Below are 22,293 nucleotides of genomic sequence, written 5' to 3'. Positions count from 1 at the left end.
CCCCACGCGACACCCACGGCGCGGGAGCGGTCCACGGGACCGCTCCCGCGCCGTGCCGTGTCACAGGCCCTTGAGCCGGGAGACCGCCTCCGCGAGCACCTCCGTGCGCTTGCAGAACGTGAAGCGGACGAAGGGCGCGCCCTGCTCCCGGTGGTCGTAGAAGACGGCGTTGGGGACGGCCACCACGCCGCACCGCTCCGGCAGCGCCCGGCAGAACGCGATGCCGTCGCCGCGGCTGTCGAGCGGACGGATGTCCGTGGTGACGAAGTACGTGCCGGCCGGGCGGTAGACCGCGAAACCGGCTTCGGCGAGCCCGTCGCACAGCAGGTCCCGCTTCGCCCGCAGATCCGCGCGCAGCTCCTCGTAGAAGGTGTCGGGCAGCCGCAGGGCCTCGGCGACGGCGTACTGCAGCGGGCCCCCGGAGACGTACGTCAGATACTGCTTCGCCGAGCGCACCGCCGTGACCAGCTCGGGGCTCGCGGTGATCCAGCCGATCTTCCAGCCGGTGTACGAGTACGTCTTGCCGGCCGAGCTGATGGTGACGGTGCGCCCGCGCATGCCGGGGAAGCCGGCGAGCGGCAGGTGTTCGCCCTCGAAGACCAGGTGCTCGTAGACCTCGTCGGTGACGACGAGGAGGTCGCGCGCACATGCCAGCTCGGCGATCGCGGCGAGTTCCTCGCGGGTCAGGACGGTGCCGGTGGGGTTGTGCGGGGTGTTGAGCAGCAGCAGCCGGGTGCGCGGGGTGACGGCGGCGCGCAGTTCGTCGAGGTCCAGCCGGTAGGTGCCGGTGGACGGCTCGGGGCGCAGGGTCACGGGCACCCGGGTGGCACCCGCCATGGCGATGCAGGCGGCGTACGAGTCGTAGTACGGCTCCAGCGCGATGACCTCGTCGCCCGGCTCCAGGAGGGCCAGCAGTGAGGCCGCGATGGCCTCGGTGGCGCCCGCGGTGACGAGGACCTCGGTGTCGGGGTCGTGGGCGAGGCCGTAGCGCCGTTGCTGGTGGGCGGCGATGGCGTTGCGCAGTTCGGGGACGCCGGGCCCGGGCGGGTACTGGTTGCCGTGGCCGGCGCGCAGCGCGCGGACCGCGGCCTCGCGGACCTCCTCGGGACCGTCGGTGTCGGGGAAGCCCTGGCCGAGGTTGATGGCGCCGGTGCGGACGGCCAGCGCGGACATCTCCGCGAAGATCGTGGTGCCGAACTCGGCGAGGCGGCGGTTGAGCAGCGGTCGTCCCTGTGTCATGACGGCCATCCTGCGCGGAAGCTCTGGAGTTGCTCAAGTCTGCTTTGGCCGTACGGCGGCAGGGGCATCCCCCTGGCACGCGGGAAACGGTACGGAGCGGGGGCCTCGCTTCGGGGGACGGAAGGACGTGGGTGCCGTGAAAGGTGTGCTCATCGGGGTGATGGTGGTCGTGGGGGTCATGCTCCTCGTCGTCATGATGGCGAAGTCGGGAAGCCGCGGGAAGCCACTGGGCCGGGGCGGGCGTCGCGGGGTGGCGAGCAGCGGCGGGGCGAGCGGGGGCAGCTGGTGGGCCGGCGACGGGGGCGGTGACTCGGGGAGCCACTCGGGCGGTCACTCCGGCGGCCATTCGGGCGGTCACTCCGGTGGCCACTCGTGTGGCGGCGGTTCCTCGTGCGGCGGCGGTTCGTCGTGCGGCGGCGGCGGGGGCGGATGCGGCGGAGGCAGCTGACACGGGGCAGCTGGTCCGCGGCCGGGCAGGATGAGCCGGCCCGGTGTCCGGCGGGACGAGAGCGAAGACTCTAAGTCCCGCCGGACACCTTTTTGTTGGCTGTACGGCGCGTTGCCGGTGAACACCAGAACCGGCAGGCCCCCGGGGGGATGGAAACCCCGCCAAGTTGGGTAAAAACGCTGCGAGTGCGGCGTAGTTCGTGATTCCCTCAGTTGAGAGAACATTCAGCCCTCGGACCCCAGTTGGACCTGATCGGGCGCTTCCCACCTCCCACGTGCACCACGTCGGGGCGCCCCCTGTCCACGTGTCCATGTGTGTTTTGCGGAGCCGACCCATGCTCACGACCCTTCATACGGCCTATTCCGACACCTGCGCCGCCGACCTTGCCTGGGCGCTGGGGCGTGAACCGCTCCCGGCGCTGGCCGTCCTCGACCTCCAGCTCGCCGGTGCGCAGCTGCAGTTGCGCCTGCTCGGCGCCTCCCACCAGGTGCTCCTGGAGGAGGAGCGCGGCAACTGCTCCGAAACCGTCGCCTGTATCCCCGGCAGCAGCACCCCCCTGCCCCTGGGCGTCTCCAAGCGGCTGGGGGACTGGGAGTACGAGTTCGCGGCACGCGTCGAGACCCTCGGCGCGGGCTCCTTCGCGGGCCGCGCACAGGAGTTGCTGGCACTCGTCGCCGACCACCCCCATGGACTGGCGGGGACCTTCCCGGGGAGCCCGTACGCCTTCACCGCCATGCTCGCCCAGCGGACGGAGGACCAGGTGCGGTGGCGCACCTGGCACGCGTATCCGCAGGAAGGCCGGCTGGTGGTGACGCGCACCCGGGTGGGTGTGCGGATGCCCGCAGCGGCGGCGCTGTGACCGGCGCCGACCCCCGGGGAAGTGCGCCGATTGCACCCGTGTGGGTGACAAGCGGCGACGTTTCAGTGACGTAGCGTTCGCGGCATGATCGACCAGCAGCTACCGCTGCGAGAGGGCGCGACGCGGCTTCCCGTGCGGCCGAGGACCGGTAGGTACCTCGTGCTGGCCACCGTCTTCATCTGCGCCGCCTGCGGGTTGGTGTACGAGCTCGAACTGGTCGCACTCGCCTCCTATCTGATCGGTGACTCCGTCACCCAGGCCTCCGTCGTGCTGTCCGTGATGGTCTTCGCCATGGGCATCGGCTCCCTTCTCGCGAAACGTTTACGCGGCCGGGCCGCCGTCGGCTTCGGGCTGATCGAGGCGGCGCTCGCCCTGGTCGGCGGCTTCTCCGCACTGGTGCTCTACGCGTCGTTCGCCTGGATCGGGGAGTCGCGGTACGCGCTGGTCGGGTTCTCGCTGGCGATCGGGATCCTGATCGGTGCCGAGATCCCGCTGCTGATGACGCTGATCCAGCGGGTGGACCGGCAGGACGCGGGCGGGGCGGTGGCCGATCTCTTCGCCGCCGACTACGTGGGCGCGCTGGTCGGCGGGCTGGCGTTCCCTTTCCTGCTGCTGCCGATGCTCGGACAGCTCACGGGTGCGCTGTTCACCGGGGCGGTCAACGCGGCGGCGGGCGGCGCGCTGATCCTGTGGGTGTTCGGGCGGGATCTCACGGTCCGGTCCCGGTGGCTGCTCATCGGCGCGAACCTGGCGGTGATCGCCGTGCTCGCCACGGCCGCCGTGCTGGCGGACGACTTCGAGCGGGCGGCGCGGCGCGCGGTGTACGGGGACCAGGTGCGGGTCGCGGTGCAGACCGAGGTCCAGGAGGTCGTGCTGACCGGCGGAGACCGGAGCTCCCTCGACCTCTATCTGGACGGGCGGCTGCGGGTCAGCTCCCGCGACGAGTACCGCTATCACGAGGCGCTGGTGCACCCTGCGATGAACGGGCCGCACGCCCGGGTGCTGATCCTGGGCGGTGGCGACGGCCTGGCGGCCCGCGAGGTCCTGGGCTATCCGGACGTGCGGAGCGTGACGGTGGTGGAGCTGGACCCCGGCGTCACCCGGTTGGCCCGGACCGACCGGGCGCTGTCCGAGCTGAACGCGCACGCGTACCGCGACCCGCGGCTGACGGCCGTGACCGGGGACGCGTTCAGCTGGCTGCGCACGACGCACGACCGCTACGACGTGGTGGTCGCGGACCTGCCGGACCCGGGGATCTCGGCCAGTACGAAACTCTATTCGGCGGAGTTCTACGGACTGGTCGCCCGGGCGCTGTCACCGGGAGGCCGGGTGGTGGTGCACGGGGGACCGGCGGTGAGCCGGTCGCGCACGTACTGGACGGTCGAGGCGTCGATGCGGGCGGCGGGGCTGCGTACCCGCCCCTATCGGATCAGCGGGCGGTACGCCGGATTCGCGGTCGGCCCCGACCGGGCCACGAGGCGCACGGCGCAGGTACAAGGCTGGGGTTTCGTCCTGGCCGGGCCCGCCGCGGCGCCCACCCTCGGCCTGGACCCCGGGGCACCGCGGCTGCGGTTCCTGACGGCGCCGGTGCTGCGGGAGGCGGGGCGGCGTGCGGAGTCCGGGCGGCTGCGGGGCCAGACCCCCTCGACGCTGGTGCACCCGCGGTACTGGGAGGAGCGGTGAGGGGTGGGCGCCGGGGCGGTGGCGGGCAGTGCGCGCCGGACCGGCGGTGGGGGAGCGGGGTGTGTGGGGGGAGCGGTGAGTGGCGCGTGCCGGCGGTGAGCGGTGCGGGCCGGGGGAAGCGGTGAGCGGTGCGGGCCGGGGCGGTGGCGGGCGGCCTTCCGGGACGCGGATTGCGCTGACGTGGCGGCCGGGTCTGAGTAGGCTCGGTTTCCATGGAGCATGAGGTGTTCGTTCCGGTTCCGGTCCAGGCCCTTCGGCGGACGCTGGGCGACCCTGCCCGGGTCGCGCGCTGTGTGCCGGGGCTCCAGCAGGACGCCGACGCGTCCGCGGGCCCGCTGGCCGGGCGGCTCAAAATCCGGGCCGGTGGCCACACCATCACCTACCGGGGCGCCCTGCGGCTCACTCCCCTGACGGGCGGGGACGCGGCGTACGGCGTCTCCGTGGCGGGTGAGGGAGCGGAGGCCCGGGGCGGCGGTTCCGCGAAGCTGGCCCTGACCGTCCGGCTCACCGAACGCGACGGCGGTACGGCGATCGTCTTCGCCGGCACGGTGAGCGGCGACGGCCGGCTGCTGGACCTCGATCCGGAGGCCGCGCTGTCGACGGCCCACCGCCTGCTGGACCGGTTCGCGCAGCAGCTCGTGACGGAGTCCCTCGCGGAGGACGGGGACGAAGCGGCGGGGCACGAGAGGGAGGGCGCGGGTGACGGCCCCGGCGAGCCCGTGGCCGGGACCGAGGCAGTCGTCGCCGCGGAGGAGCAGGCCGTCGGTGAGGCGGTGGAGCAGGCCATCGAGGAGGCCGCCGAGGAGGCGGACACCTCGCGTGCCGACGCGGCCGCGTCGGCGGGCGAGGCACCGGCAGGGAAAGAGCCGCCGGACGAGGCCTCGGTCTTCGACACCCCGGTGCCGCCGTCGGGGCTGGACCCGGTGGCCGGGATCGAGTTCACCGTGCCGGACGGGCCGCCCGCCGAGGCCGCACACGCCCGGCGCACCATGATCGGCCGCAGCGCGGAGGAGGTCGACCACGCTCCGCCGCGCGGCCGGTACGCCCCCGTGCCGTCACCCGATTCGTCCGGCGCCGGCGCCACGCTCCGCTGGGTGGCCCCCGCGGCCGCGCTCGCCCTCGCTTCCGCGGTGGTGGTGGGCCGGGCGTTGCGGCGCCGGAGGTAGCCGCCCCAGTAGGGTCGTCGTGTGAGCAGCAGCGAGAAGGACGTCCGGCTGTCCGTCGGCGACGCAGAGTTGACCGTGAACCCCGCCAACGGCTGCCGTATCAGCAGTCTCCGGATCGGTGGCACCGAACTGCTGCGGCAGGGGGAGCGCTACGGCTGCTTCCCGATGGTGCCGTGGTGCGGGCGGACCGAGAACGGGCAGTTCCACAACGGAGACGTGCTGCACCAGCTGCCGCTGACCGCCCCGCCGCACGCCATCCACGGCACGGGCCGTGACACGGCCTGGCGCACGGCGCGCGCGAGCGGGACGGACGCGGCGTTCTACTACGACCTCACCGACCCCTGGCCGTACCCGGGGCGGGTGACGCAGACGTTCGAACTCACCGAGACCTCGCTCACGTTGGCGTTCGGCGTCGAGACGTACGGGGACTCCTTCCCCGCTCAGGCCGGCTGGCATCCGTGGTTCCGGCGCAACCTCGGCAGCGGCGACGACGTCCGGATCGCCTTCGACGCCGCATGGCAGGAGGAGCGGGGGGAGAACCACCTGCCGACCGGACGCCGGATCCCGCCCCTGGAGGGGCCGTGGGACGACTGCTTCGGCATGCCCGACGGCGTCGATGTGACTCTCACCTGGCCGGAGCAGCTGGAGCTCACGGTGCGGAGCCGCACGGAGTGGGTCGTGATCTACGACGAGCAGGACGAGGCGGTCTGTGTGGAGCCGCAGTCGGGGCCGCCGAACGGACTGAACACCACGCCCCGCTATGTCACCCCGATCGAGCCCCTGGAGATCGCGACGACCTGGAGCTGGCGCACGCTCTGAGGACGGGCCGGCGCCCGGCACCTTATCCTCGTAGCCATGACTGACGTACGTGCTGAGCTGTTGCAGCAGATCAAGGACAAGGCCGTGGTTCACGGCAAGGTGACACTCTCCTCCGGCCTCGAGGCCGACTGGTACATCGATCTGCGCCGCATCACGCTGGACGGCAAGGCCGCTCCTATGGTCGGTCAGGTCATGCTGGACGCCACCGCGGAGCTCGACTACGACTGCGTGGGCGGGCTGACGCTGGGCGCCGACCCCGTGGCCACCTCGATGCTGCACGCCTCCGCCGCCCGCGGGCAGGAGCTGGACGCGTTCGTGGTGCGCAAGGCGCAGAAGGCCCACGGCATGCAGCGCCGCATCGAGGGCACGGACGTCAAGGGCCGCCGCTGCCTGGTCGTCGAGGACACCTCGACGACCGGCGGTTCGCCGCTGACCGCCGTCGAGGCGGTGCGTGAGGCGGGTGGCGAGGTCGTCGCCGTCGCCGTGATCGTGGAGCGGGGCGCGGCTCCGGCCATCGCCGAGGCCGGCCTCCCGTACGTCCACGTCTACTCGGTCGCGGACCTCGACCTGGCCTGACCTGCGGTTTCCCCCGAGGGGGGTCGGTTTCACGTGAAACCGACCCCCCTTGTCGCATCTCTGCAGCCGGAGGCCGTGAACGCTGGGGGAGTACACCGGGTGGAGCCGAAGCCAGAGTCTGGGAAGATGGGGGCGACGATGACGTCGCCCCCAGGTCAGGGAACCAGCAACGCACACCGCACATCCCAAGGAGCGGACAGATGCCCATCGCAACCCCCGAGGTCTACGCCGAGATGCTCGACCGGGCGAAGGCAGGCAAGTTCGCCTACCCGGCCATCAATGTGACGTCGACCCAGACCCTGCACGCTGCACTGCGCGGCTTCGCGGAGGCCGAGAGCGACGGCATCGTCCAGATCTCCACCGGTGGGGCGGAGTTCCTGGGCGGCCAGTACAACAAGGACATGGTCACGGGCGCCGTCGCCCTCGCCGAGTTCGCGCACATCGTCGCCGCCAAGTACGACGTCACGGTCGCGCTGCACACGGACCACTGCCCCAAGGACAAGCTGGACACGTACGTCCGGCCGCTGATCGACATCTCCGCGGAGCGTGTCGCCAAGGGTCTGAACCCGCTGTTCCAGTCGCACATGTGGGACGGCTCGGCCGAGACGCTGGCCGACAACCTGGCCATCGGCCAGGAGCTGCTGGCCAAGGCCGCCGCCGCCAAGATCATCCTTGAGGTCGAGATCACCCCGACCGGTGGCGAGGAGGACGGCGTCACCCACGAGATCAACGACGAGCTCTACACGACCGTCGACGACGCGCTGCGCACCGCCGAGGCGCTGGGTCTGGGCGAGAAGGGCCGCTACCTGCTGGCCGCGTCCTTCGGCAACGTGCACGGCGTCTACAAGCCGGGCAACGTCGTGCTGCGCCCCGAGCTCCTCAAGGACCTCCAGGAAGGCGTCGCCGCCAAGTACGGTCAGGCGTCCCCGTTCGACTTCGTGTTCCACGGCGGCTCCGGCTCCACCGCCGAGGAGATCGCCACCGCGCTGGAGAACGGCGTCGTGAAGATGAACCTCGACACCGACACCCAGTACGCCTTCACCCGCCCGATCGTGGACCACGTGTTCCGCAACTACGACGGTGTGCTGAAGGTCGACGGCGAGGTCGGCAACAAGAAGGTCTACGACCCGCGCAGCTGGGGCAAGTCCGCCGAGGGCGGCATGGCCAAGCGCGTCACGGAGGCCTGCGCCAACCTGCGGTCCACCGGCACCAAGCTGAAGTAAGTCCGTACGGACGTCCGCGTGGGCCCGGTACCCCTCGGGGCGCGGCTGGTGAACAACCAGCCGCATCCCGTCGGGTGCCGGGCCCGTGGCATGTCCGCCGCCAGGAACGATGTGAGGGAACAGCTGTGAGCACGTCCTACGACTTCGACACCGTCATCGACCGCCGTGGCACCTGGAGCGTGCAGTGGGACGGGGTCGCGGACCGGTTCGGGGTGGACGGACTGCTCCCGTTCACCATCTCGGACATGGACTTCGAGACGGCCCCCGAGGTGCTCGCCGCCCTGCGGGCCCGGCTTCACCACGGCGTGTTCGGTTACACGGACTGGCGGCTGGGCGACTTCCGCCCGTCGGTGGCCCACTGGTTCGCGACCAGGTACGGCGCCGAGATCGACACCGACAGGCTGGTCTACGGGCCGTCCGTGCTCAGTCAGTTGTCGCAACTGCTCCAGATGTGGACGGCCGAGGGCGACGGTGTGGTCGTCCACACCCCGACGTACGACGGGTTCCGCAAGGCGATCACCGGGCTCGGCCGCGAGCTGCGCGGCGTCGGCCTCGGGGACACGGAGGCGCTGGAGCGGGAGCTCGCACGACCGGACAGCAAGGTCCTCGTCCTCTGCTCGCCCCACAACCCCTCGGGTCGGGTGTGGACGGAGGCGGAGCTCACCGGGATGGCGTCGCTCGCCGCACGGCACGGGGTGGCGGTGATCAGCGACGAGATCCATGCGGACTTCGTCCACGAGGGGCACGTCCACGTGCCGTGGACACGGGTGGGCGGAGACGGGCGCTGGGCGCTCATCACGTCGGCGTCGAAGGCGTTCAACTTCCCGGCGCTGACCGGCTCGTACGGGATCATCGGCCGAGCCGGGGACCGGGCGGAGTTCCTGCGGCGGATGGAGACGGCGGAGGGCCTCGCCTCGCCGGCGGTGCTGTCACTGACCGCGCACATCGCCGCGTACCGGGAGGGCGCGCCGTGGCTGGACGCCGTGCGCGCGTATGTCACCGGGAACCTGGCGCTGGTCGCGGAGCGGCTGAACGCGGCCTTCCCGGACCTGGAGTGGGAGCCGCCGCAGGCCGGGTACCTGGCCTGGATCGACCTGCGGCGAGCCGGTGTCGAGGACGACGAGGCGTTGCAGCGCGTGCTGGTCGAGCGGGAGCGGGTCGCGGTGATGCCGGGGAGTGTGTACGGAGCCGAGGGCTTCGTACGGCTGAACGTGGGGTGCGCGCGGAGCAAGGTCGAGGCGGGGGTGGAGGCGCTGATCCGGGGGGTGGAAGCGGTGCGGGGGGCCGCGTAGCGCGCGGGTCGGGGGCGGGGCTCGGGGCGTTTCGGGGGCGCTGCCCCCGGGCCCTCGCTCCTCGATCTCCCGCGGACTTCGTCCGGGGGACCCCAGGGGCTTGGTCGGGGCCGGCCGCGGGTCGAACGAACCTGAGGGGCCGGGGTGGGGCCGGGGTGGCTTTGCAGGAACGGGAAGGGGCCGGCGCCGACTGCGGCTTTGAAGGGGCCGGGTGGGCGTCGGTCGTGGCGTCGAGGGGGCCGGAGGGGGGCGCTTGCGCGATGCTGAGGTCATGGCGGACAGCTCGGTAGACCCCACGAACATTCGCGTCGCGTCCCCCACCGGCCGCTGGGTCGTCCTCACCACCGTGCTCGGGTCGAGCATGGCCATGCTCGACTCCACCGTCATCAACGTCGCCCTGCCCCGCATCGGCGAGGACCTCGGAACCGGCCTGGCCGCGCTCCAGTGGACCGTCAACGCCTACATGCTGACCCTCGCCGGGCTGATCCTCCTCGGGGGAGCGCTCGGCGACCGGTACGGCCGCCGCCGGGTCTTCGTCATCGGCGTGGTGTGGTTCGCCGCCGCCTCGCTGCTCTGCGGCATCGCGCCGAACGCCGACGTGCTCATCGCGGCCCGTGCCCTCCAGGGTGTGGGCGGCGCCCTGCTCACCCCGGGGTCGCTGGCCCTGATCCAGGCGAGTTTCCACCCGGACGACCGGGCCCGAGCGGTCGGACTGTGGTCGGGGCTCGGCGGGGTCGGCGCCGCCGTCGGGCCGTTCGTCGGCGGATGGCTCGTCGACGGGCCCGGCTGGCGCTGGGTGTTCCTGCTCAACCTGCCGCTCGCCGCCATCTGCGTGCCCGTCGCCCTGCGCCACGTACCGGAGTCGCGGGATCCGTACGAGCACGGCCGCTTCGACGTGCTGGGGGCCGCTCTCGCCGCCCTCGCGCTCGCGCTCGTCACGTACGCGCTGATCGAGGCCCCGGGGAGCGGCGCGTCGACGGCGGTGATCGGTGCGGCGGTGGGCGGGCTGGTGCTGGGGGCCGCGTTCGTGCAGGTCGAGCGGCGGCGGGCGGACCCCATGCTGCCGCCGTCGGTCTTCGCGTCCCGGCAGTTCACGGCCGTCAACGTCGTCACCCTCTGCGTGTACGCGGCGCTCGGCGGCTTCTTCTTCCTCTCCGCCATCCAGCTCCAGGTCGTGGCGGGGTACTCCGCCCTCGGCGCGGGCGCCGCCCTGCTGCCGACCACCGTCCTGATGCTGCTGTTCTCGGCCTCGTCGGGCGAACTGGGACGGCGCATCGGCCCCCGCATCCCGCTCACCGCGGGCCCGCTGATCGCCGCCGCCGGAATGCTGCTGATGATGCGCGTGGGGCCGGGGTCCAGTTCCGTGAGCGGCTACCTGGCCGACGTGTTCCCCGCCGTCGCGGTCCTCGGCGTCGGCCTGGTCACCCTCGTGGCACCCCTCACCGCGACCGTCCTGGCCTCCGTGGAAACCGAGCGGGCCGGGCTCGCCAGCGGCATCAACAACGCCGCCGCCCGCGCCGCGGGACTGATCGCGGTGGCCGCCCTGCCGCTGCTCGCCGGAATGGGGCCGGAGGCCTACCGGGACGCCGGGGAGTTCGCCGCGACCTTCCGGCGGGCCATGCCGATGTGCGCCGGTCTGCTGGTCCTGGGCGCCCTCATCGCGTGGGCGACCGTGCGCACACCGCCCGCCGCCGGGAAGGAAGCCTGCCGGCCGGAGTGCACGATGCACTGCGGCGTCACGAGCCCTCCGCTGGAACCCACCCCGGACCACGTGTAGACGTTTCCCGGCCTTGCGCGCACCGGCGGCCCCGGCGGCAGGCACACTGGAGCCCATGTCGATCCACGAAAACCTGCTCGGGGGCCCCGCCCCGACCCATCTGCCCGACGACCCGGAGCCGCGCGAACTGCTGGCCGCCGGCACGGCGCCCGCCGACGTCGCGGCGAAGTACCCGACGTCCTCGCTGGCCTGGGCCCAGCTCGCCGACGAGGCGTTCGAGGGCGGCCGGGTCATCGAGTCGTACGCCTACGCCCGCACCGGCTACCACCGGGGACTGGACGCCCTGCGCCGGGCCGGCTGGAAGGGCCACGGCCCCGTACCGTTCGAGCACGAGCCGAACCGCGGCTTCCTGCGCGCCCTGCACGCCCTCGCCCGCGCCGCCCAGTCGATCGGTGAGCAGGAGGAGTACGAGCGCTGCTCGACGTTCCTCCGCGACTCCTCTCCGACCGCCGCCGAGACCCTCGGCTGACCGTCGCACACTCCTGGAGGGCCCCGCGGACGATCGCCGTCCGCGGGGCCCTCGCGCTGTCGCCCCCGCGAGGCTCCGCGCTGTCGCGGCCCGCGGGTCTCGGCTTAGGATGCGGGCAGGGGACCGGAGCTCCACCACCTCACAAGGTGGGGGCGGACCGCTACCCGGAAGCTCGCGTCGAGGAGACAGAAATGTCGACGATCCCCCCCGACCCCGAAGCCACCGGTGCGCAGACCCCGCACCTCGACTTCGCGGGAACGACTCCGTACGAGGACTATGTCCAGGCGGATGTCCTGACCCACCTCCAGCACCTCCGCTCGGACGATCCCGGCGAGATGGTCTTCCTGGTCACCACCCAGGTCATGGAGCTGTGGTTCACCGTCATCGTCCATGAGTGGGAGACCGCGGCCCACGCCCTGCGCGAGGACCGGCTGGGCGTCGCGCAGGACGCGCTGAAGCGGTCGCTGCGGGAGCTGGAGGCGCTGAACGCGTCCTGGACGCCGCTCGCCCAGCTCACCCCCGCCCAGTTCAACTCCTACCGGTCCTCGCTCGGCGAGGGCTCCGGCTTCCAGTCCGCGATGTACCGGCGGATGGAGTTCCTGCTCGGCGACAAGTCCGCGTCCATGCTCGTGCCGCACCGGGGCGCGCCCCGCGTCCACGCCGAACTGGAGAAGGCGCTTGCCGAGCCGGGTCTGTACGACGAGACGCTCGCCCTGCTCGCCCGGCGCGGCCACCCCGTGCCCCAGGAGGTGCTCGTCCGCGACCTCACCCAGAAGTACGAGCCCTCGCCCGAGGTCGAGGCCGTCTGGGCGGAGATCTACGCCAACCCCGACCAGAACGACGAGCTGGTCCGGCTCGGCGAGGTGCTCACCGATGTGGGCGAACTCGTGTGGCGATGGCGCAACGACCACCTCGTCGCCACCCGGCGGGCCATGGGCTCCAAGACCGGGACGGGCGGCTCCGCCGGGGTCGCGTGGCTGGAGAAGCGCGCCACGAAGAGCGTGTTCCCCGAGCTCTGGACGGCCCGCAGCCATGTCTGACCTCCAGGAGCGCGCACAGGCGCTCGACACCGCTGACGAACTGGCTCCGCTGCGGGGGCTCTTCACCCTCGACGACACCGTCTACCTGGACGGCAACTCGCTGGGCGCACTGCCCCGCCACGTCCCCGCCCGGCTGCAGGAGGTCCTCACCCGCGAGTGGGGCGAGCTGCGCATCCGGTCCTGGGACGAGAGCGGCTGGTGGACCGCGCCGGAGCGGATCGGCGACCGCATCGCCCCGATCGTCGGCGCGGCCCCGGGACAGATCGTCGTCGGGGACTCGACGAGTGTGAACGTCTTCAAGGCCGTCGTCGCCGCGAGCCGGCTGGCGCCGGAGGGCCGCGACGAGATCCTGGTCGACGCCTCCACGTTCCCGACCGACGGGTACATCGCCGCGTCCGCGGCCCGGATGACCGGCCACCGGATCGTCCCGGTCGACCCCGCCGACGTGCCGGGCGCGCTCGGTACGCGGAGCGCCGCAGTCCTGCTCAACCACGTCGACTACCGCTCCGGCCGGCTCCACGACCTGCCCGGCCTCACCGCCGCGGTGCACGCCGCGGGCGCCGTCGCCGTCTGGGACCTGTGCCACAGCGCGGGCGCGCTGCCCGTCGGTCTGGACGCCCACGGTGTCGACCTGGCGGTCGGCTGCACGTACAAGTACCTCAACGGCGGCCCCGGGGCGCCCGCGTACCTGTACGTCGCCGAGCGGCATCAGGCGGCCTTCGACTCGCCCCTGCCGGGCTGGACGTCGCACGCCGACCCGTTCGCGATGACGCCGGGGTACGCCCCCGCGGACGGCGCGGTGCGGGGCAGGGTCGGCACCCCCGACATCCTGTCCATGCTGGCCCTGGAGGCATCCCTCGACGTCTGGGAGGGAGTGCGCATCGACGCGGTACGGGCCAAGTCACTGGCGCTGACGGACTTCTTCCTGGAGTGCGTCACCGCGTACGCCCCCGAGGGCCGGGTCGCCTCGGTCACCCCGGCCGCGCACGCGGAACGCGGCAGTCAGGTCGCGCTGCGGTGCGAGGACGCCGAACCCGTGATGCGCGCGCTCATCGCCCGTGGTGTCGTCGGCGACCTGCGGCGGCCGGATGTGCTGCGGTTCGGCTTCACACCGCTGTACGTGGGGTTCGCCGACGCGGAACGTGCGGCGCGGGTGCTCGCCGACGTGTTGAGCGGTCCGGCGGCGTAGGCTGCCGGGTCAGTCCGGCGACCGGCTCGCCCCGGTCGCCGGACGCCGACGCCGGTCCCCACCGGGTCCCTCCGGCTTCCCGCCGGTCCCCGCCGGGCCCCACCGGTCCCTCCGGCTTCCCACCGGCTCCTCCGGCTTCCCACCGGCTCCTCCGGTCCCTCCCGCTTCCCGCCGGGCCCCACCGGTCCCTCCGGCTTCCCACCGGCTCCTCCGGTTCCTCCGGTTTCTCCGCCGATCTCCCGGTTCCGCCGCCGCCGGAAAGGCGGGTACTTCGGCGGGCGCGGCCGTGCGGGAGGCGGGACCCCCCGCACGGGAGAGAGGGATGCTCCCGTACTGATACCGTCCCCGCAGGTCAAGGCAGTTGGCCATGGCACAGGGACGGTTGGAGCAGCATGTCGGATTCTGCCGCGCGTGATCAGGACGCAGCCGAGACCGAATCGGCGTTCTCGCATCCGGTGGTCGCCCCCGATGTCTCCGCCGCCTACGGCAGCCACCCGGACCAGGTGATCGACTTCTACGCGCCGCGCGACGGACGGGCCGGTGCCCCCGTCGTGGTCGTCCTGCACGGCGGGGCGTGGCGGGCGCCGTACGACCGGCTGCACATCTCGCCGTTCGCGGACTTCCTGGCACGCCGCGGCTTCGCCGTCGCCAGTGTCGAGTACCGGCGCGGCAGCGAGCTCCCGCAGCAGCGGGGTTCGGGCCCCGTCGCCGGCCGTTGGCCGGAGACCTTCGACGACGTCGCGGCGGCGATGGACGCGCTCCCGGAGCTGCTGGCGCGGCACATGCCCGCTGCGGACGCCCGGCGGACCGTGGTCACCGGGCACTCCGCGGGCGGCCAGCTGGCGTTGTGGGCCGCCGCCCGGCACGTCCTGCCCGAGGGCTCGCCGTGGCGCCTGCCGCGGGCCCCCGCACTGCGGGGCGTGGTCGCGCTCGCCCCGATCGCCGACTTCGCCTCGGCCGTTCGCCTGGACGTGTGCTCCGGCGCGATCGGGCAGTTCCTGGGGCGAGCGGAGGACTTCGCCGAGCGGAGTGCGCACGCCGACCCGGCCCTGCTGCTGCCCACCGGCATCGCGACGGCGGTGGTGCAGGGCACCACCGATCTGACCGTGCCGCAGGCCGTCTCGGAGGCGTTCGTCGATGCGGCGGCACAGGAGGGCGAGACGGTGGGGCTGACGCTGCTCCCGGACGTCGGGCACTTCCCGCTGATCGATCCGGCGGCCGACGCCTGCGCGGTGGTGGCCGAGGAGATCGCCCAGCTGGCCTGGTAGAGCGGGTGCGGTGGGTGGACGGTTGAGGGAATGGCCCGGCCGCCCCCGGAGCGGACGTGCCGGGGGCGGCGAGGGGGACGCGCGTAGTCCTTGCGATGGACGGTTCAGGATCCGCATCACTGCTGACGACCCGGGGCGCACCGCCCCCTACCGTGGAAGCGTGACCGAGACCAAGACCAGAAGCCCGGAGCTCCGGGTCGCCGCAGGGGCGATAGGCGGCCTGCGCCAAGACCTCATCCATGACGCCTTCGCCTACCGCCCGCTGCCGCCGATGCGGACCGACGGGGTGCTGACCCGGATGCTGCCGGAGCGGCTCCGGGCACGCGCGGAGTGGACGCCGCACGCGGTCGTCCTGGCGGCCGCGCTGTTCGCCTTCCTGGTGGGGTTCGGCAGTACCGGGAACGCCGGCGTCCTCGTGTCGGGCCTGCTGCCCGCCCTCTGCGTCGGCATGACGCTGATCCGGCCGGTCGGGGCCTTCTGGATGTCGATGGGGCTCATCCCGGTGAGCATGGTCGTCGGGGGTGACGGGCCGTGGGGACCGAGCGCCTTCTTCGCGCACGTGGTGGTGCTGATCGTCGTCGCGGCCCGGACCCGGCCGCGCGCGGCGGTCTGGATGTGGGGCCTGACCGTGGTGTTCGGCACGCTGGTGGAGAAGGCCGCCGGGTGGGAATTCGCGGGGTCCACCGCGGCCATGGCGGTGGTGTCCGCGTTCGCGCTGCTGCTGGTGAGCCTGGTGCAGATCCGGCGGGAGGCGGAGCGCGAGGTCACCGTGCAGCGGACCGTCACCGCCGTCGAACGCGACCGGCGCACTCTGCTGGAGGAGCGCACCACCATCGCCCGCGAACTGCACGACGTGGTCGCCCATCACATGTCGGTCGTCGCGATCCAGGCGGAGGCCGCCCCCTACCGGGTGGAGAACCCGCCGCCCGAACTGGAACAGGCCTTCGTCACCATCCGGGAGAACGCCGTCGCCGCCCTCACCGAACTGCGCCGGGTCCTCGGCGTCGTACGGGCCGAGGACTACGAGGCGCCGGACGCCCCGCAGCCCACTCTCGCCGAGCTCGACGGGCTCCTCGCCAACGTCGGCGAGGCGGGACTGCCGACGGAGAAGACCGTGACCGGCGCGGTGCGGCCGCTGCCGCAGGGCGTCGAGCTCTCGGCGTACCGGATCATCCAGGAAGCCCTCAGCAACAGCCTGCGGCACGCACCGGGCGCCACCGCCAAGGTCGAGATCGGCTATGTGCTGGGCGGACTCGGGCTGCGCGTCGTCAACGGTCCGCCGACCGGGCCGGTGAAGCCCTCGCCGGGCGCCGGACACGGGATCACGGGCATGCGGGAGCGGGTGGCCATGCTGAACGGCGAGATGACGGCCGAGACCACTCCGGAGGGCGGATACGAGGTCACCGCGTTCATCCCCGTCCAGGCGGCTCCGGCCGACGCGCCTGCCGCGGAGCAGTCATGACGGCCCCGGCGGTCCCCATCCGGGTGTTGATCGTCGACGACCAGATGATGGTCCGCGAGGGCTTCTCGGTCCTGCTCAACGCGATGCCGGGCATCGAGGTCGTCGGGGAGGCCGTCAACGGGCGGGAGGCCGTCGCCCAGGTCGCGGCGCTCCGGCCCGACGTGGTGCTCATGGACATCCGGATGCCGGAGCTCAACGGCATCGAGGCGACCCGCGAGATCGTCGCCGCCGACGCGGACGCGAAGGTGCTGGTGCTGACCACCTTCGATCTCGACGAGTACGTCTACCAGGCGCTGCGCGCCGGGGCGTCCGGCTTCCTCCTCAAGGACGCCTCGGCCCGGCAACTCGCGGAGGGCGTACGGGTGGTGGCCTCCGGCGAGGCGTTGCTGGCCCCCACTGTCACCCGGCGCCTGATCACTGAGTTCTCCAAGCTCGCGGCGGCTCCGCGACCGCCCGCCCTCGCCCAGATCGGGGAGCTCACGGAGCGCGAGACGGAGGTGCTCGTGCTGATCGCCCAGGGTCTGTCGAACGCCGAGATCGCCTCGCACCTGGTGGTGGCCGAGTCCACGATCAAGACGCATGTGAGCCGCATCCTGGTGAAGCTGGGCCTGCGCGACCGCACCCAGGCCGCCGTCTTCGCCTACGAGGCCCGGCTGGTCACACCGTCCTGACGCAGGCGGGGGAGGGCGCCCCGCGGGCCGCTTCGAGCAGGCGGGCGCCTGTGCGAAGAGCCCCTGGCCGACGGGGGCAGGGGATGGCCGGTACCGGTGGCGGGCATCGGCATCGGCTCCGGGGGATCGGCGTCGGCTCCGGGGCAGGGGCGGTCAGCACCGGCTCCGGGGGCAGAGGCAGAGGCAGCCGGTATCGGTGGCCGGTATCGGCTCCGGGCCGGGGGGCGGTCAGTATGGCTCCGGGCCAGGTGCGGTTGGCAGGGGCTTCGGGTGGGAGCGGCCGTACCAGTTCCGGACCAGGGGGCGGCCGGGCGGGGGGCTGGATCGGGCAGGAGTCGCCGGTTAGCGTCGGTCCATGGACCAGCCCATGCGTTCCGGATCCGGCTCCGCCGCCCCGTTCGATCCCTGGTCGGCGGCGTTCGTCGCCGACCCGTACCCGGCCTATGCCGAGCTGCGTGCCACCGGCCGGGCGCATTACTTCGAGCCCACCGACCAGTGGCTCGTCCCGCACCACGCGGATGTGTCGGCCCTGCTGCGCGACCGGCGGCTGGGCCGGACGTATCTGCACCGTTTCACGCACGAGGAGTTCGGCCGGACGCCGCCGCCTGCCGCGCACGAGCCGTTCGAGACGCTCAACGGGCAGGGGCTGCTGGACCTCGAACCGCCGGACCACACGCGGATCCGGAGGCTCGTCTCCAAGGCGTTCACCCCGCGCACCGTCGAACAGCTCGTCCCGACGGTCCAGCGGCTGGCCGCCCGGCTCGTCGACGACTTCGTCGCGCAGGGCGGCGGCGACCTGCTCACGGCGGTCGCCGAGCCGCTGCCGGTCGCCGTGATCGCCGAGATGCTCGGCATCCCGGAGTCCGACCGTGCGCCGCTGCGACCCTGGTCGGCGGCGATCTGCGGCATGTACGAGCTCAACCCGTCCGAGGAGACAGCCCGCGCCGCCGTCCAGGCGTCCCTCGACTTCTCCGCCTATCTGCGCGAGCTGATCGCCGAACGGCGCGGGAACCCGGGTACGGATCTGATCTCCGCGCTCATCGCCGCCCACGACGAGGGCGAGCGGCTGACCGAACAGGAGATGGTCTCCACCTGTGTCCTGCTGCTGAACGCGGGACACGAGGCGACCGTCAACACCACCGTGAACGGCTGGTGGACGCTGTTTCGGCATCCGGAGCAGCTGGCCGCGCTGCGGGCGGGCCCCGCCCTGCTGCCCACCGCGGTGGAGGAGCTCATGCGCTACGACACCCCGTTGCAGATGTTCGAACGCTGGGTACTCGACGACATCGAGATCGACGGCACGGTCATTCCGCGGGGCTCGGAGGTGGCCCTGCTCTTCGGCTCGGCCAACCGCGACCCTGCCCGCTTCGCGGACCCGGACACCCTGGATCTCTCCCGGCGGGAGAACCCGCACATCACCTTCGGCGCGGGCATCCACTTCTGCCTCGGGGCACCCCTGGCCCGGCTTGAACTGGCGTCGTCCTTCGGTGAGTTGCTGCGCAAGGCGCCGGGCATGCGACTGGTCGAAGAACCGGAATGGAACCCGGGGTATGTGATCAGGGGCGTGAAGGAGCTGCGGGTCGAGCTCTGACCCGGGGCGGGGCGCCGCCCCCGCCTCTCCACGGCCTCCGCCTCTCCTCGGCCTCCGCCTTTCCTCGGCCCCCGCCTTGCCGCCCCCGTCACCGGCCGCCCCGTCACCCGCCGCCCCGCCCCTCGATGGTGAGGCCTCAGGTCAGCATGTCGCGCCGTCGGAGCGCCACCAGGCCGCCCGCCACCAGCGCCACCGCGGCCGTGGTGAGCAGCGCCACCGGTCCCCACTCCATCGCCGCGGCCCCCGGCAGCCTGGGCAGGTGCGTGAACGGCGACACGTCCATCACCGGCTGCGGCAGATCCAGGGCCGGGCCTATCCAGCCCAGGGCCAGGCAGACCCCGACCAGCCCCCAGCCGGCTGCCGCAGCCTTCGGCAGCACCCCGTACAGCAGGACCGTCACCCCGCCCAGCAGCCAGACGGCGGGCAGCTGTACGAGCGCGGCGCCCAGGACGGCGGGGAGCTGGTGGCCGTATCCCGCCGCCAGACCGAGGCCGCCGACCGTCATGATCAGGGCCGCGCCACCGAAGGCCAGGAGCAGATGACCGGCGGCCCAGCTCACCCGGCCGACCCCGCCCGCGAGCACCGGTTCGGCGCGGCCGGCGGTCTCCTCGCCGTGCAGCCGCAGCACCGACGACACGATGTACAGCGCCGCCACCGTGCCCAGCACGGAGACCATGGCGGCGAGGAAGGCGTCGGTCAGGCCGGACTGACCGCCCATCCGCTCGAAGATCTCCCTCGTCTTCTCGTTGTCCCCGACGAGATCCGCCGCGCCGCCCGTCAGCCCGCCGAAGACGACGCCCACCGCGGCGAACGAAGCCGTCCATCCCAGGAGCGCACCGCGTTGGAGGCGCACCGCGAGGCCGACGGCGGTGGAGATCCGGCCGCGCGCGGGTCCCGGCCGCGTCGCCAGGAAGCTCATGCCGACATCGCGGCGCCCGGCCAGGGCGTATGCCACGGCGCACTGCACGGCCACGGCGCCGACGATCGCGAGGAGGACCCACCAGCGCTCGTCGGCGTACGGCCTGGCGTTCTCCGCCCAGCCGAGAGGGGAGAGCCAGGTGAGGACCGAGGAGCCGTCGTCCGTCGCTGAGTCGCCCGCAGCCTTCAGGACGAACGCGGCGCCGATCACGGCTGCCGTCAGTCCCTTCGCGAGCCGCGCGTTCTCGGTGAACTGCGCGGCGATCGCGGCGGTGCACGCGAACAGCGCACCGACACCCGCGACGGCCGCGGCGAGCGCCACCGCCCCGGACCCGCCCGCCCCCGAGCCGGCCATGCCGGCCACGATCACCAGCCCCAGCGCGGCGTTGGCGATCAGGGCGGCGAGCAGCGCGGCGGTGAGCGGTGCGCGGCGCCCCACCATCGCGGAGGAGAGCATCTCCTGACGGCCGGTCTCCTCTTCTTCGCGGGTGTGGCGCACGACGACGACCAGGCTCATCACCGCGGCCAGCGCGGCACCGAAGGCGATCATGCGCCAGCTGACGAGCGCGCCGACGGAGTCGCCGAACACGGGACCGTACATCGCGCGCAACGAGCTGTTGCCGTTCATCGAAGCGGCGAGTGCGGCGCGCTGGGCGGGCGTGTCGTAGAGCGAGGCGATGGACTGCCCGACGGAGGAGAACGACCCGCCGAGCACGAGCACCCACAGGGGCAGGACGACCCGGTCGCGCCGCAGGGCGAGCCTCAGCAGGGGCCAGGTCCCCGCGAGCTCTCCGGTGCCGGCCTGCCGGCCCGCGCCGGCCGTCGCGGTCATGGTCACGGCAGTCATCGCGGCCCCGCCTTCGCGCTCTGCCCGGCGCCCTGCTCCGCGTCCGTCGCGTAGTGCCGGAGGAAGATCTGCTCCAGGGTGGGCGGTGTGCTGGTCAGGGACCGGACTCCGGACGCGGAGAGCGACTTGAGGACGGCGTCCAGCTTGTCCGTGTCGACCTGGAGCGAGACCTGAAGCCCCCGGATATCCAGGGCGTGGACCCCGGGCAGCCGCGCCAGCCCCTCGGGAGAGTCCGCCAGCTCGGCGGTGATGTTCGTACGCGTCAGATGGCGCATGCCCGCCAGCGAGCCGGTCTCCACCGTCCGGCCCTGCCGGATGATGCTGACCCGGTCGCAGAGCGACTCGACCTCGCTGAGGATGTGGCTGGAGAGCAACACCGTCCGCCCCCGGTCGCGAGCTTCGACGACGCAGCTCTGGAAGACCTCCTCCATCAGCGGGTCGAGCCCGCTGGTCGGTTCGTCAAGGATCAGCAGGTCCACATGCGAGGCGAACGCGGCGATCAGGGCCACCTTCTGCCGATTGCCCTTCGAGTACGTCCGTCCCTTCTTCGTCGGGTCGAACTCGAACCGCTCGACGAGGTCCGCGCGCCTGGCTTCGTCGAGTCCGCCGCGCAGCCTCCCGTACAGATCGATGACCTCGCCGCCCGAGAGGTTGCGCCACAGCGTGACGTCCCCGGGGACGTACGCCACGCGTCGGTGCAGCTCGACCGCCTCCCGCCAGGGGTCGCGTCCGAGCAGCTGAGCGGCGCCGGCATCGGCCCGCAGCAGGCCCAGCAGGACGCGAATGGCGGTGGACTTCCCCGATCCGTTCGGTCCGAGGAAACCGTGCACCTCACCGGACTCGACGGTCAGGTCGAGCCCGTCCAGCGCGCGTGTCCGGCCGAACGACTTGTGCAGTCCGGCCACGGTGATTGCCTTCGTCATGATTTCGAACGTACGCTACGTTCACAAACTTGTGAAGTTAAGGAAGCGTATAAACTCAGTACGGGTGACAGGAGCCGGGAACATCGGAGGGACGACGGGTCGATGAGCAGCGAAACCGCAGACACACGCGAGCCGAAGGGCGCGGCCGCGGAGCGCGAGGACCGCGACGCCGAGGCGGTCTCGCGGTTCGTCGAGCGGTTCGCGTCCGAGATGACCGAGGCGGGCATGCAGCGGATGGCCTCCCGCGTCTTCGCCGCGCTGCTCGCCGATGACGACGCCTCGATGACCTCGGCCGAGCTCGCCCTGGCCCTGCGGATCAGCCCCGCCGCGGTCTCCGGCGCGATCAACTACCTCACCCAGGTCAGCATGGTCGGCCGCGAACGCGAACCCGGCTCACGCCGTGACCGCTACCGCCTGCACAACGAGATCTGGTACACCACGTTCGCCAGCAGGGACCGGGTGCTCACCCGTTGGGAGCAGACCCTCAGGGAGGGTGCGCGCACACTGGGGGAGCACACCCCCGCGGGCGCCCGGATCGCCGAGACGGCGGCGTTCTTCGAGTTCATGCAGTCGGAGCTGGGCGCGATGATGGACCGCTGGGAGGAACACCGCAGAACCCTCGATCTGACGGTGGCCGAGGACTCCAGGGACGCCTGACGGCATCCTGCGAGCCGGAGGCCTTCCACGCCGCCTGCACGACGGCATCCCACGACCCGAAACCCTCGCGACGCCGCCTGCGCGACGCCTGACGGCATCCCGCGCCCCGGAGGCCTCGCAGGCCGCCTGGCCCGGCACCCCCAGGGCCCGCAGCCCCACCGGCCCGCAGCCCCGAC

The 22,293-nt window shown here is 72.7% G+C and carries 19 protein-coding genes; 16 read left to right on the top strand and 3 right to left on the bottom strand.

Translation table 11 applies throughout. From position 1 onward, the window contains the following. Window positions 1-60 precede the first annotated feature (60 nt). The gene (locus E6R60_RS12670) at window positions 61-1,239 is read right to left on the bottom strand and encodes a pyridoxal phosphate-dependent aminotransferase (RefSeq protein ID WP_136326599.1); all 1,179 of its coding nucleotides are present in this window, start codon (window positions 1,237-1,239) and stop codon (window positions 61-63) included. Window positions 1,240-2,021: 782 nt separating this feature from the next. On the opposite strand from E6R60_RS12670, the gene E6R60_RS12660 reads away from it, so the two are divergent. The 15 genes from E6R60_RS12660 (at window position 2,022) to E6R60_RS12590 (ending at window position 18,772) form a co-directional block, all read left to right on the top strand. Next, the gene (locus E6R60_RS12660; RefSeq protein ID WP_168713589.1) at window positions 2,022-2,546 is read left to right on the top strand and encodes a DUF2617 family protein; all 525 of its coding nucleotides are present in this window, start codon (window positions 2,022-2,024) and stop codon (window positions 2,544-2,546) included. Between the two features lie 84 nt (window positions 2,547-2,630). Continuing rightward, window positions 2,631-4,229, top strand: a complete 1,599-nt coding sequence (locus E6R60_RS12655) for a polyamine aminopropyltransferase (RefSeq protein ID WP_136326596.1) — start codon at window positions 2,631-2,633, stop codon at window positions 4,227-4,229. A gap of 212 nt (window positions 4,230-4,441) precedes the next feature. Beyond that, window positions 4,442-5,395, top strand: coding sequence for an SRPBCC domain-containing protein (locus tag E6R60_RS12650; RefSeq protein WP_206309397.1), 954 nt, complete (start codon window positions 4,442-4,444; stop codon window positions 5,393-5,395). A gap of 21 nt (window positions 5,396-5,416) precedes the next feature. After that, window positions 5,417-6,214, top strand: a complete 798-nt coding sequence (locus E6R60_RS12645) for an aldose 1-epimerase (RefSeq protein WP_136326595.1) — start codon at window positions 5,417-5,419, stop codon at window positions 6,212-6,214. Window positions 6,215-6,250: 36 nt separating this feature from the next. After that, window positions 6,251-6,790, top strand: a complete 540-nt coding sequence (gene pyrE, locus E6R60_RS12640) for an orotate phosphoribosyltransferase (protein ID WP_136326594.1) — start codon at window positions 6,251-6,253, stop codon at window positions 6,788-6,790. 200 nt (window positions 6,791-6,990) lie between these two features. Next, complete coding sequence (gene fbaA, locus E6R60_RS12635) at window positions 6,991-8,013, top strand: class II fructose-bisphosphate aldolase (RefSeq protein ID WP_136326593.1); 1,023 nt, start codon at window positions 6,991-6,993, stop codon at window positions 8,011-8,013. A 125-nt stretch (window positions 8,014-8,138) separates the two neighbouring features. Further along, a complete protein-coding gene (locus tag E6R60_RS12630) occupies window positions 8,139-9,305 on the top strand; it encodes a MalY/PatB family protein (protein WP_136326592.1) in 1,167 nt (388 codons plus the stop codon). 271 nt (window positions 9,306-9,576) lie between these two features. After that, entirely contained in the window at window positions 9,577-11,082 is a 1,506-nt protein-coding gene (locus E6R60_RS12625; protein ID WP_136326591.1) for an MFS transporter, read from the top strand. A 55-nt stretch (window positions 11,083-11,137) separates the two neighbouring features. Beyond that, the gene (locus E6R60_RS12620) at window positions 11,138-11,551 is read left to right on the top strand and encodes a DUF3151 domain-containing protein (RefSeq protein ID WP_136326590.1); all 414 of its coding nucleotides are present in this window, start codon (window positions 11,138-11,140) and stop codon (window positions 11,549-11,551) included. A 191-nt stretch (window positions 11,552-11,742) separates the two neighbouring features. Beyond that, window positions 11,743-12,591, top strand: a complete 849-nt coding sequence (locus E6R60_RS12615) for a tryptophan 2,3-dioxygenase family protein (protein ID WP_136326589.1) — start codon at window positions 11,743-11,745, stop codon at window positions 12,589-12,591. After that, window positions 12,584-13,780 (top strand): kynureninase, encoded by a 1,197-nt coding sequence (gene kynU, locus E6R60_RS12610; RefSeq protein WP_136326588.1) that lies wholly within the window; start codon window positions 12,584-12,586, stop codon window positions 13,778-13,780. The genes E6R60_RS12615 and kynU overlap by 8 nt, the downstream gene beginning before the upstream one ends. Window positions 13,781-14,172: 392 nt before the next feature. Further along, window positions 14,173-15,048 carry an alpha/beta hydrolase gene (locus E6R60_RS12605; protein WP_136326587.1) on the top strand — a complete coding sequence of 292 codons (876 nt, stop codon included), beginning with the start codon at window positions 14,173-14,175 and terminating at the stop codon, window positions 15,046-15,048. 160 nt (window positions 15,049-15,208) lie between these two features. Continuing rightward, entirely contained in the window at window positions 15,209-16,510 is a 1,302-nt protein-coding gene (locus E6R60_RS12600) for a histidine kinase (protein WP_136326586.1), read from the top strand. Beyond that, window positions 16,507-17,181, top strand: a complete 675-nt coding sequence (locus E6R60_RS12595) for a response regulator transcription factor (protein WP_136326585.1) — start codon at window positions 16,507-16,509, stop codon at window positions 17,179-17,181. The genes E6R60_RS12600 and E6R60_RS12595 overlap by 4 nt, the downstream gene beginning before the upstream one ends. 355 nt (window positions 17,182-17,536) lie before the next feature. After that, window positions 17,537-18,772, top strand: coding sequence for a cytochrome P450 (locus E6R60_RS12590; RefSeq protein ID WP_136326584.1), 1,236 nt, complete (start codon window positions 17,537-17,539; stop codon window positions 18,770-18,772). Window positions 18,773-18,908: 136 nt separating this feature from the next. Here the strand turns inward: E6R60_RS12590 and E6R60_RS12585 are convergent, their stop codons facing one another. Continuing rightward, a complete protein-coding gene (locus tag E6R60_RS12585) occupies window positions 18,909-20,537 on the bottom strand; it encodes an ABC transporter permease (RefSeq protein ID WP_136326583.1) in 1,629 nt (542 codons plus the stop codon). After that, entirely contained in the window at window positions 20,534-21,460 is a 927-nt protein-coding gene (locus E6R60_RS12580; protein WP_136326582.1) for an ABC transporter ATP-binding protein, read from the bottom strand. The genes E6R60_RS12585 and E6R60_RS12580 overlap by 4 nt, the downstream gene beginning before the upstream one ends. 102 nt (window positions 21,461-21,562) lie before the next feature. On the opposite strand from E6R60_RS12580, the gene E6R60_RS12575 reads away from it, so the two are divergent. Continuing rightward, complete coding sequence (locus tag E6R60_RS12575) at window positions 21,563-22,117, top strand: MarR family transcriptional regulator (RefSeq protein WP_136326581.1); 555 nt, start codon at window positions 21,563-21,565, stop codon at window positions 22,115-22,117. Window positions 22,118-22,293: the final 176 nt, after the last annotated feature.

The organism is Streptomyces sp. A0642, assembly GCF_004795105.1.
Lineage (GTDB): Bacteria > Actinomycetota > Actinomycetes > Streptomycetales > Streptomycetaceae > Streptomyces.
The sequence above is the reverse complement of the archived record's forward strand: the minus strand, read 5'-3'. Positions and strand labels throughout refer to the sequence as shown.

Coding starts and splice junctions, on each gene's coding strand:
- E6R60_RS12670 (WP_136326599.1), bottom strand. CDS start 1,239: ATGACACAGGGACGACCGCTGCTCAACCGCCGCCTCGCCGAGTTCGGC.
- E6R60_RS12660 (WP_168713589.1), top strand. CDS start 2,022: ATGCTCACGACCCTTCATACGGCCTATTCCGACACCTGCGCCGCCGAC.
- E6R60_RS12655 (WP_136326596.1), top strand. CDS start 2,631: ATGATCGACCAGCAGCTACCGCTGCGAGAGGGCGCGACGCGGCTTCCC.
- E6R60_RS12650 (WP_206309397.1), top strand. CDS start 4,442: ATGGAGCATGAGGTGTTCGTTCCGGTTCCGGTCCAGGCCCTTCGGCGG.
- pyrE (WP_136326594.1), top strand. CDS start 6,251: ATGACTGACGTACGTGCTGAGCTGTTGCAGCAGATCAAGGACAAGGCC.
- fbaA (WP_136326593.1), top strand. CDS start 6,991: ATGCCCATCGCAACCCCCGAGGTCTACGCCGAGATGCTCGACCGGGCG.
- E6R60_RS12625 (WP_136326591.1), top strand. CDS start 9,577: ATGGCGGACAGCTCGGTAGACCCCACGAACATTCGCGTCGCGTCCCCC.
- E6R60_RS12620 (WP_136326590.1), top strand. CDS start 11,138: ATGTCGATCCACGAAAACCTGCTCGGGGGCCCCGCCCCGACCCATCTG.
- E6R60_RS12615 (WP_136326589.1), top strand. CDS start 11,743: ATGTCGACGATCCCCCCCGACCCCGAAGCCACCGGTGCGCAGACCCCG.
- kynU (WP_136326588.1), top strand. CDS start 12,584: ATGTCTGACCTCCAGGAGCGCGCACAGGCGCTCGACACCGCTGACGAA.
- E6R60_RS12605 (WP_136326587.1), top strand. CDS start 14,173: ATGTCGGATTCTGCCGCGCGTGATCAGGACGCAGCCGAGACCGAATCG.
- E6R60_RS12595 (WP_136326585.1), top strand. CDS start 16,507: ATGACGGCCCCGGCGGTCCCCATCCGGGTGTTGATCGTCGACGACCAG.
- E6R60_RS12590 (WP_136326584.1), top strand. CDS start 17,537: ATGGACCAGCCCATGCGTTCCGGATCCGGCTCCGCCGCCCCGTTCGAT.
- E6R60_RS12585 (WP_136326583.1), bottom strand. CDS start 20,537: ATGACTGCCGTGACCATGACCGCGACGGCCGGCGCGGGCCGGCAGGCC.
- E6R60_RS12580 (WP_136326582.1), bottom strand. CDS start 21,460: ATGACGAAGGCAATCACCGTGGCCGGACTGCACAAGTCGTTCGGCCGG.
- E6R60_RS12575 (WP_136326581.1), top strand. CDS start 21,563: ATGAGCAGCGAAACCGCAGACACACGCGAGCCGAAGGGCGCGGCCGCG.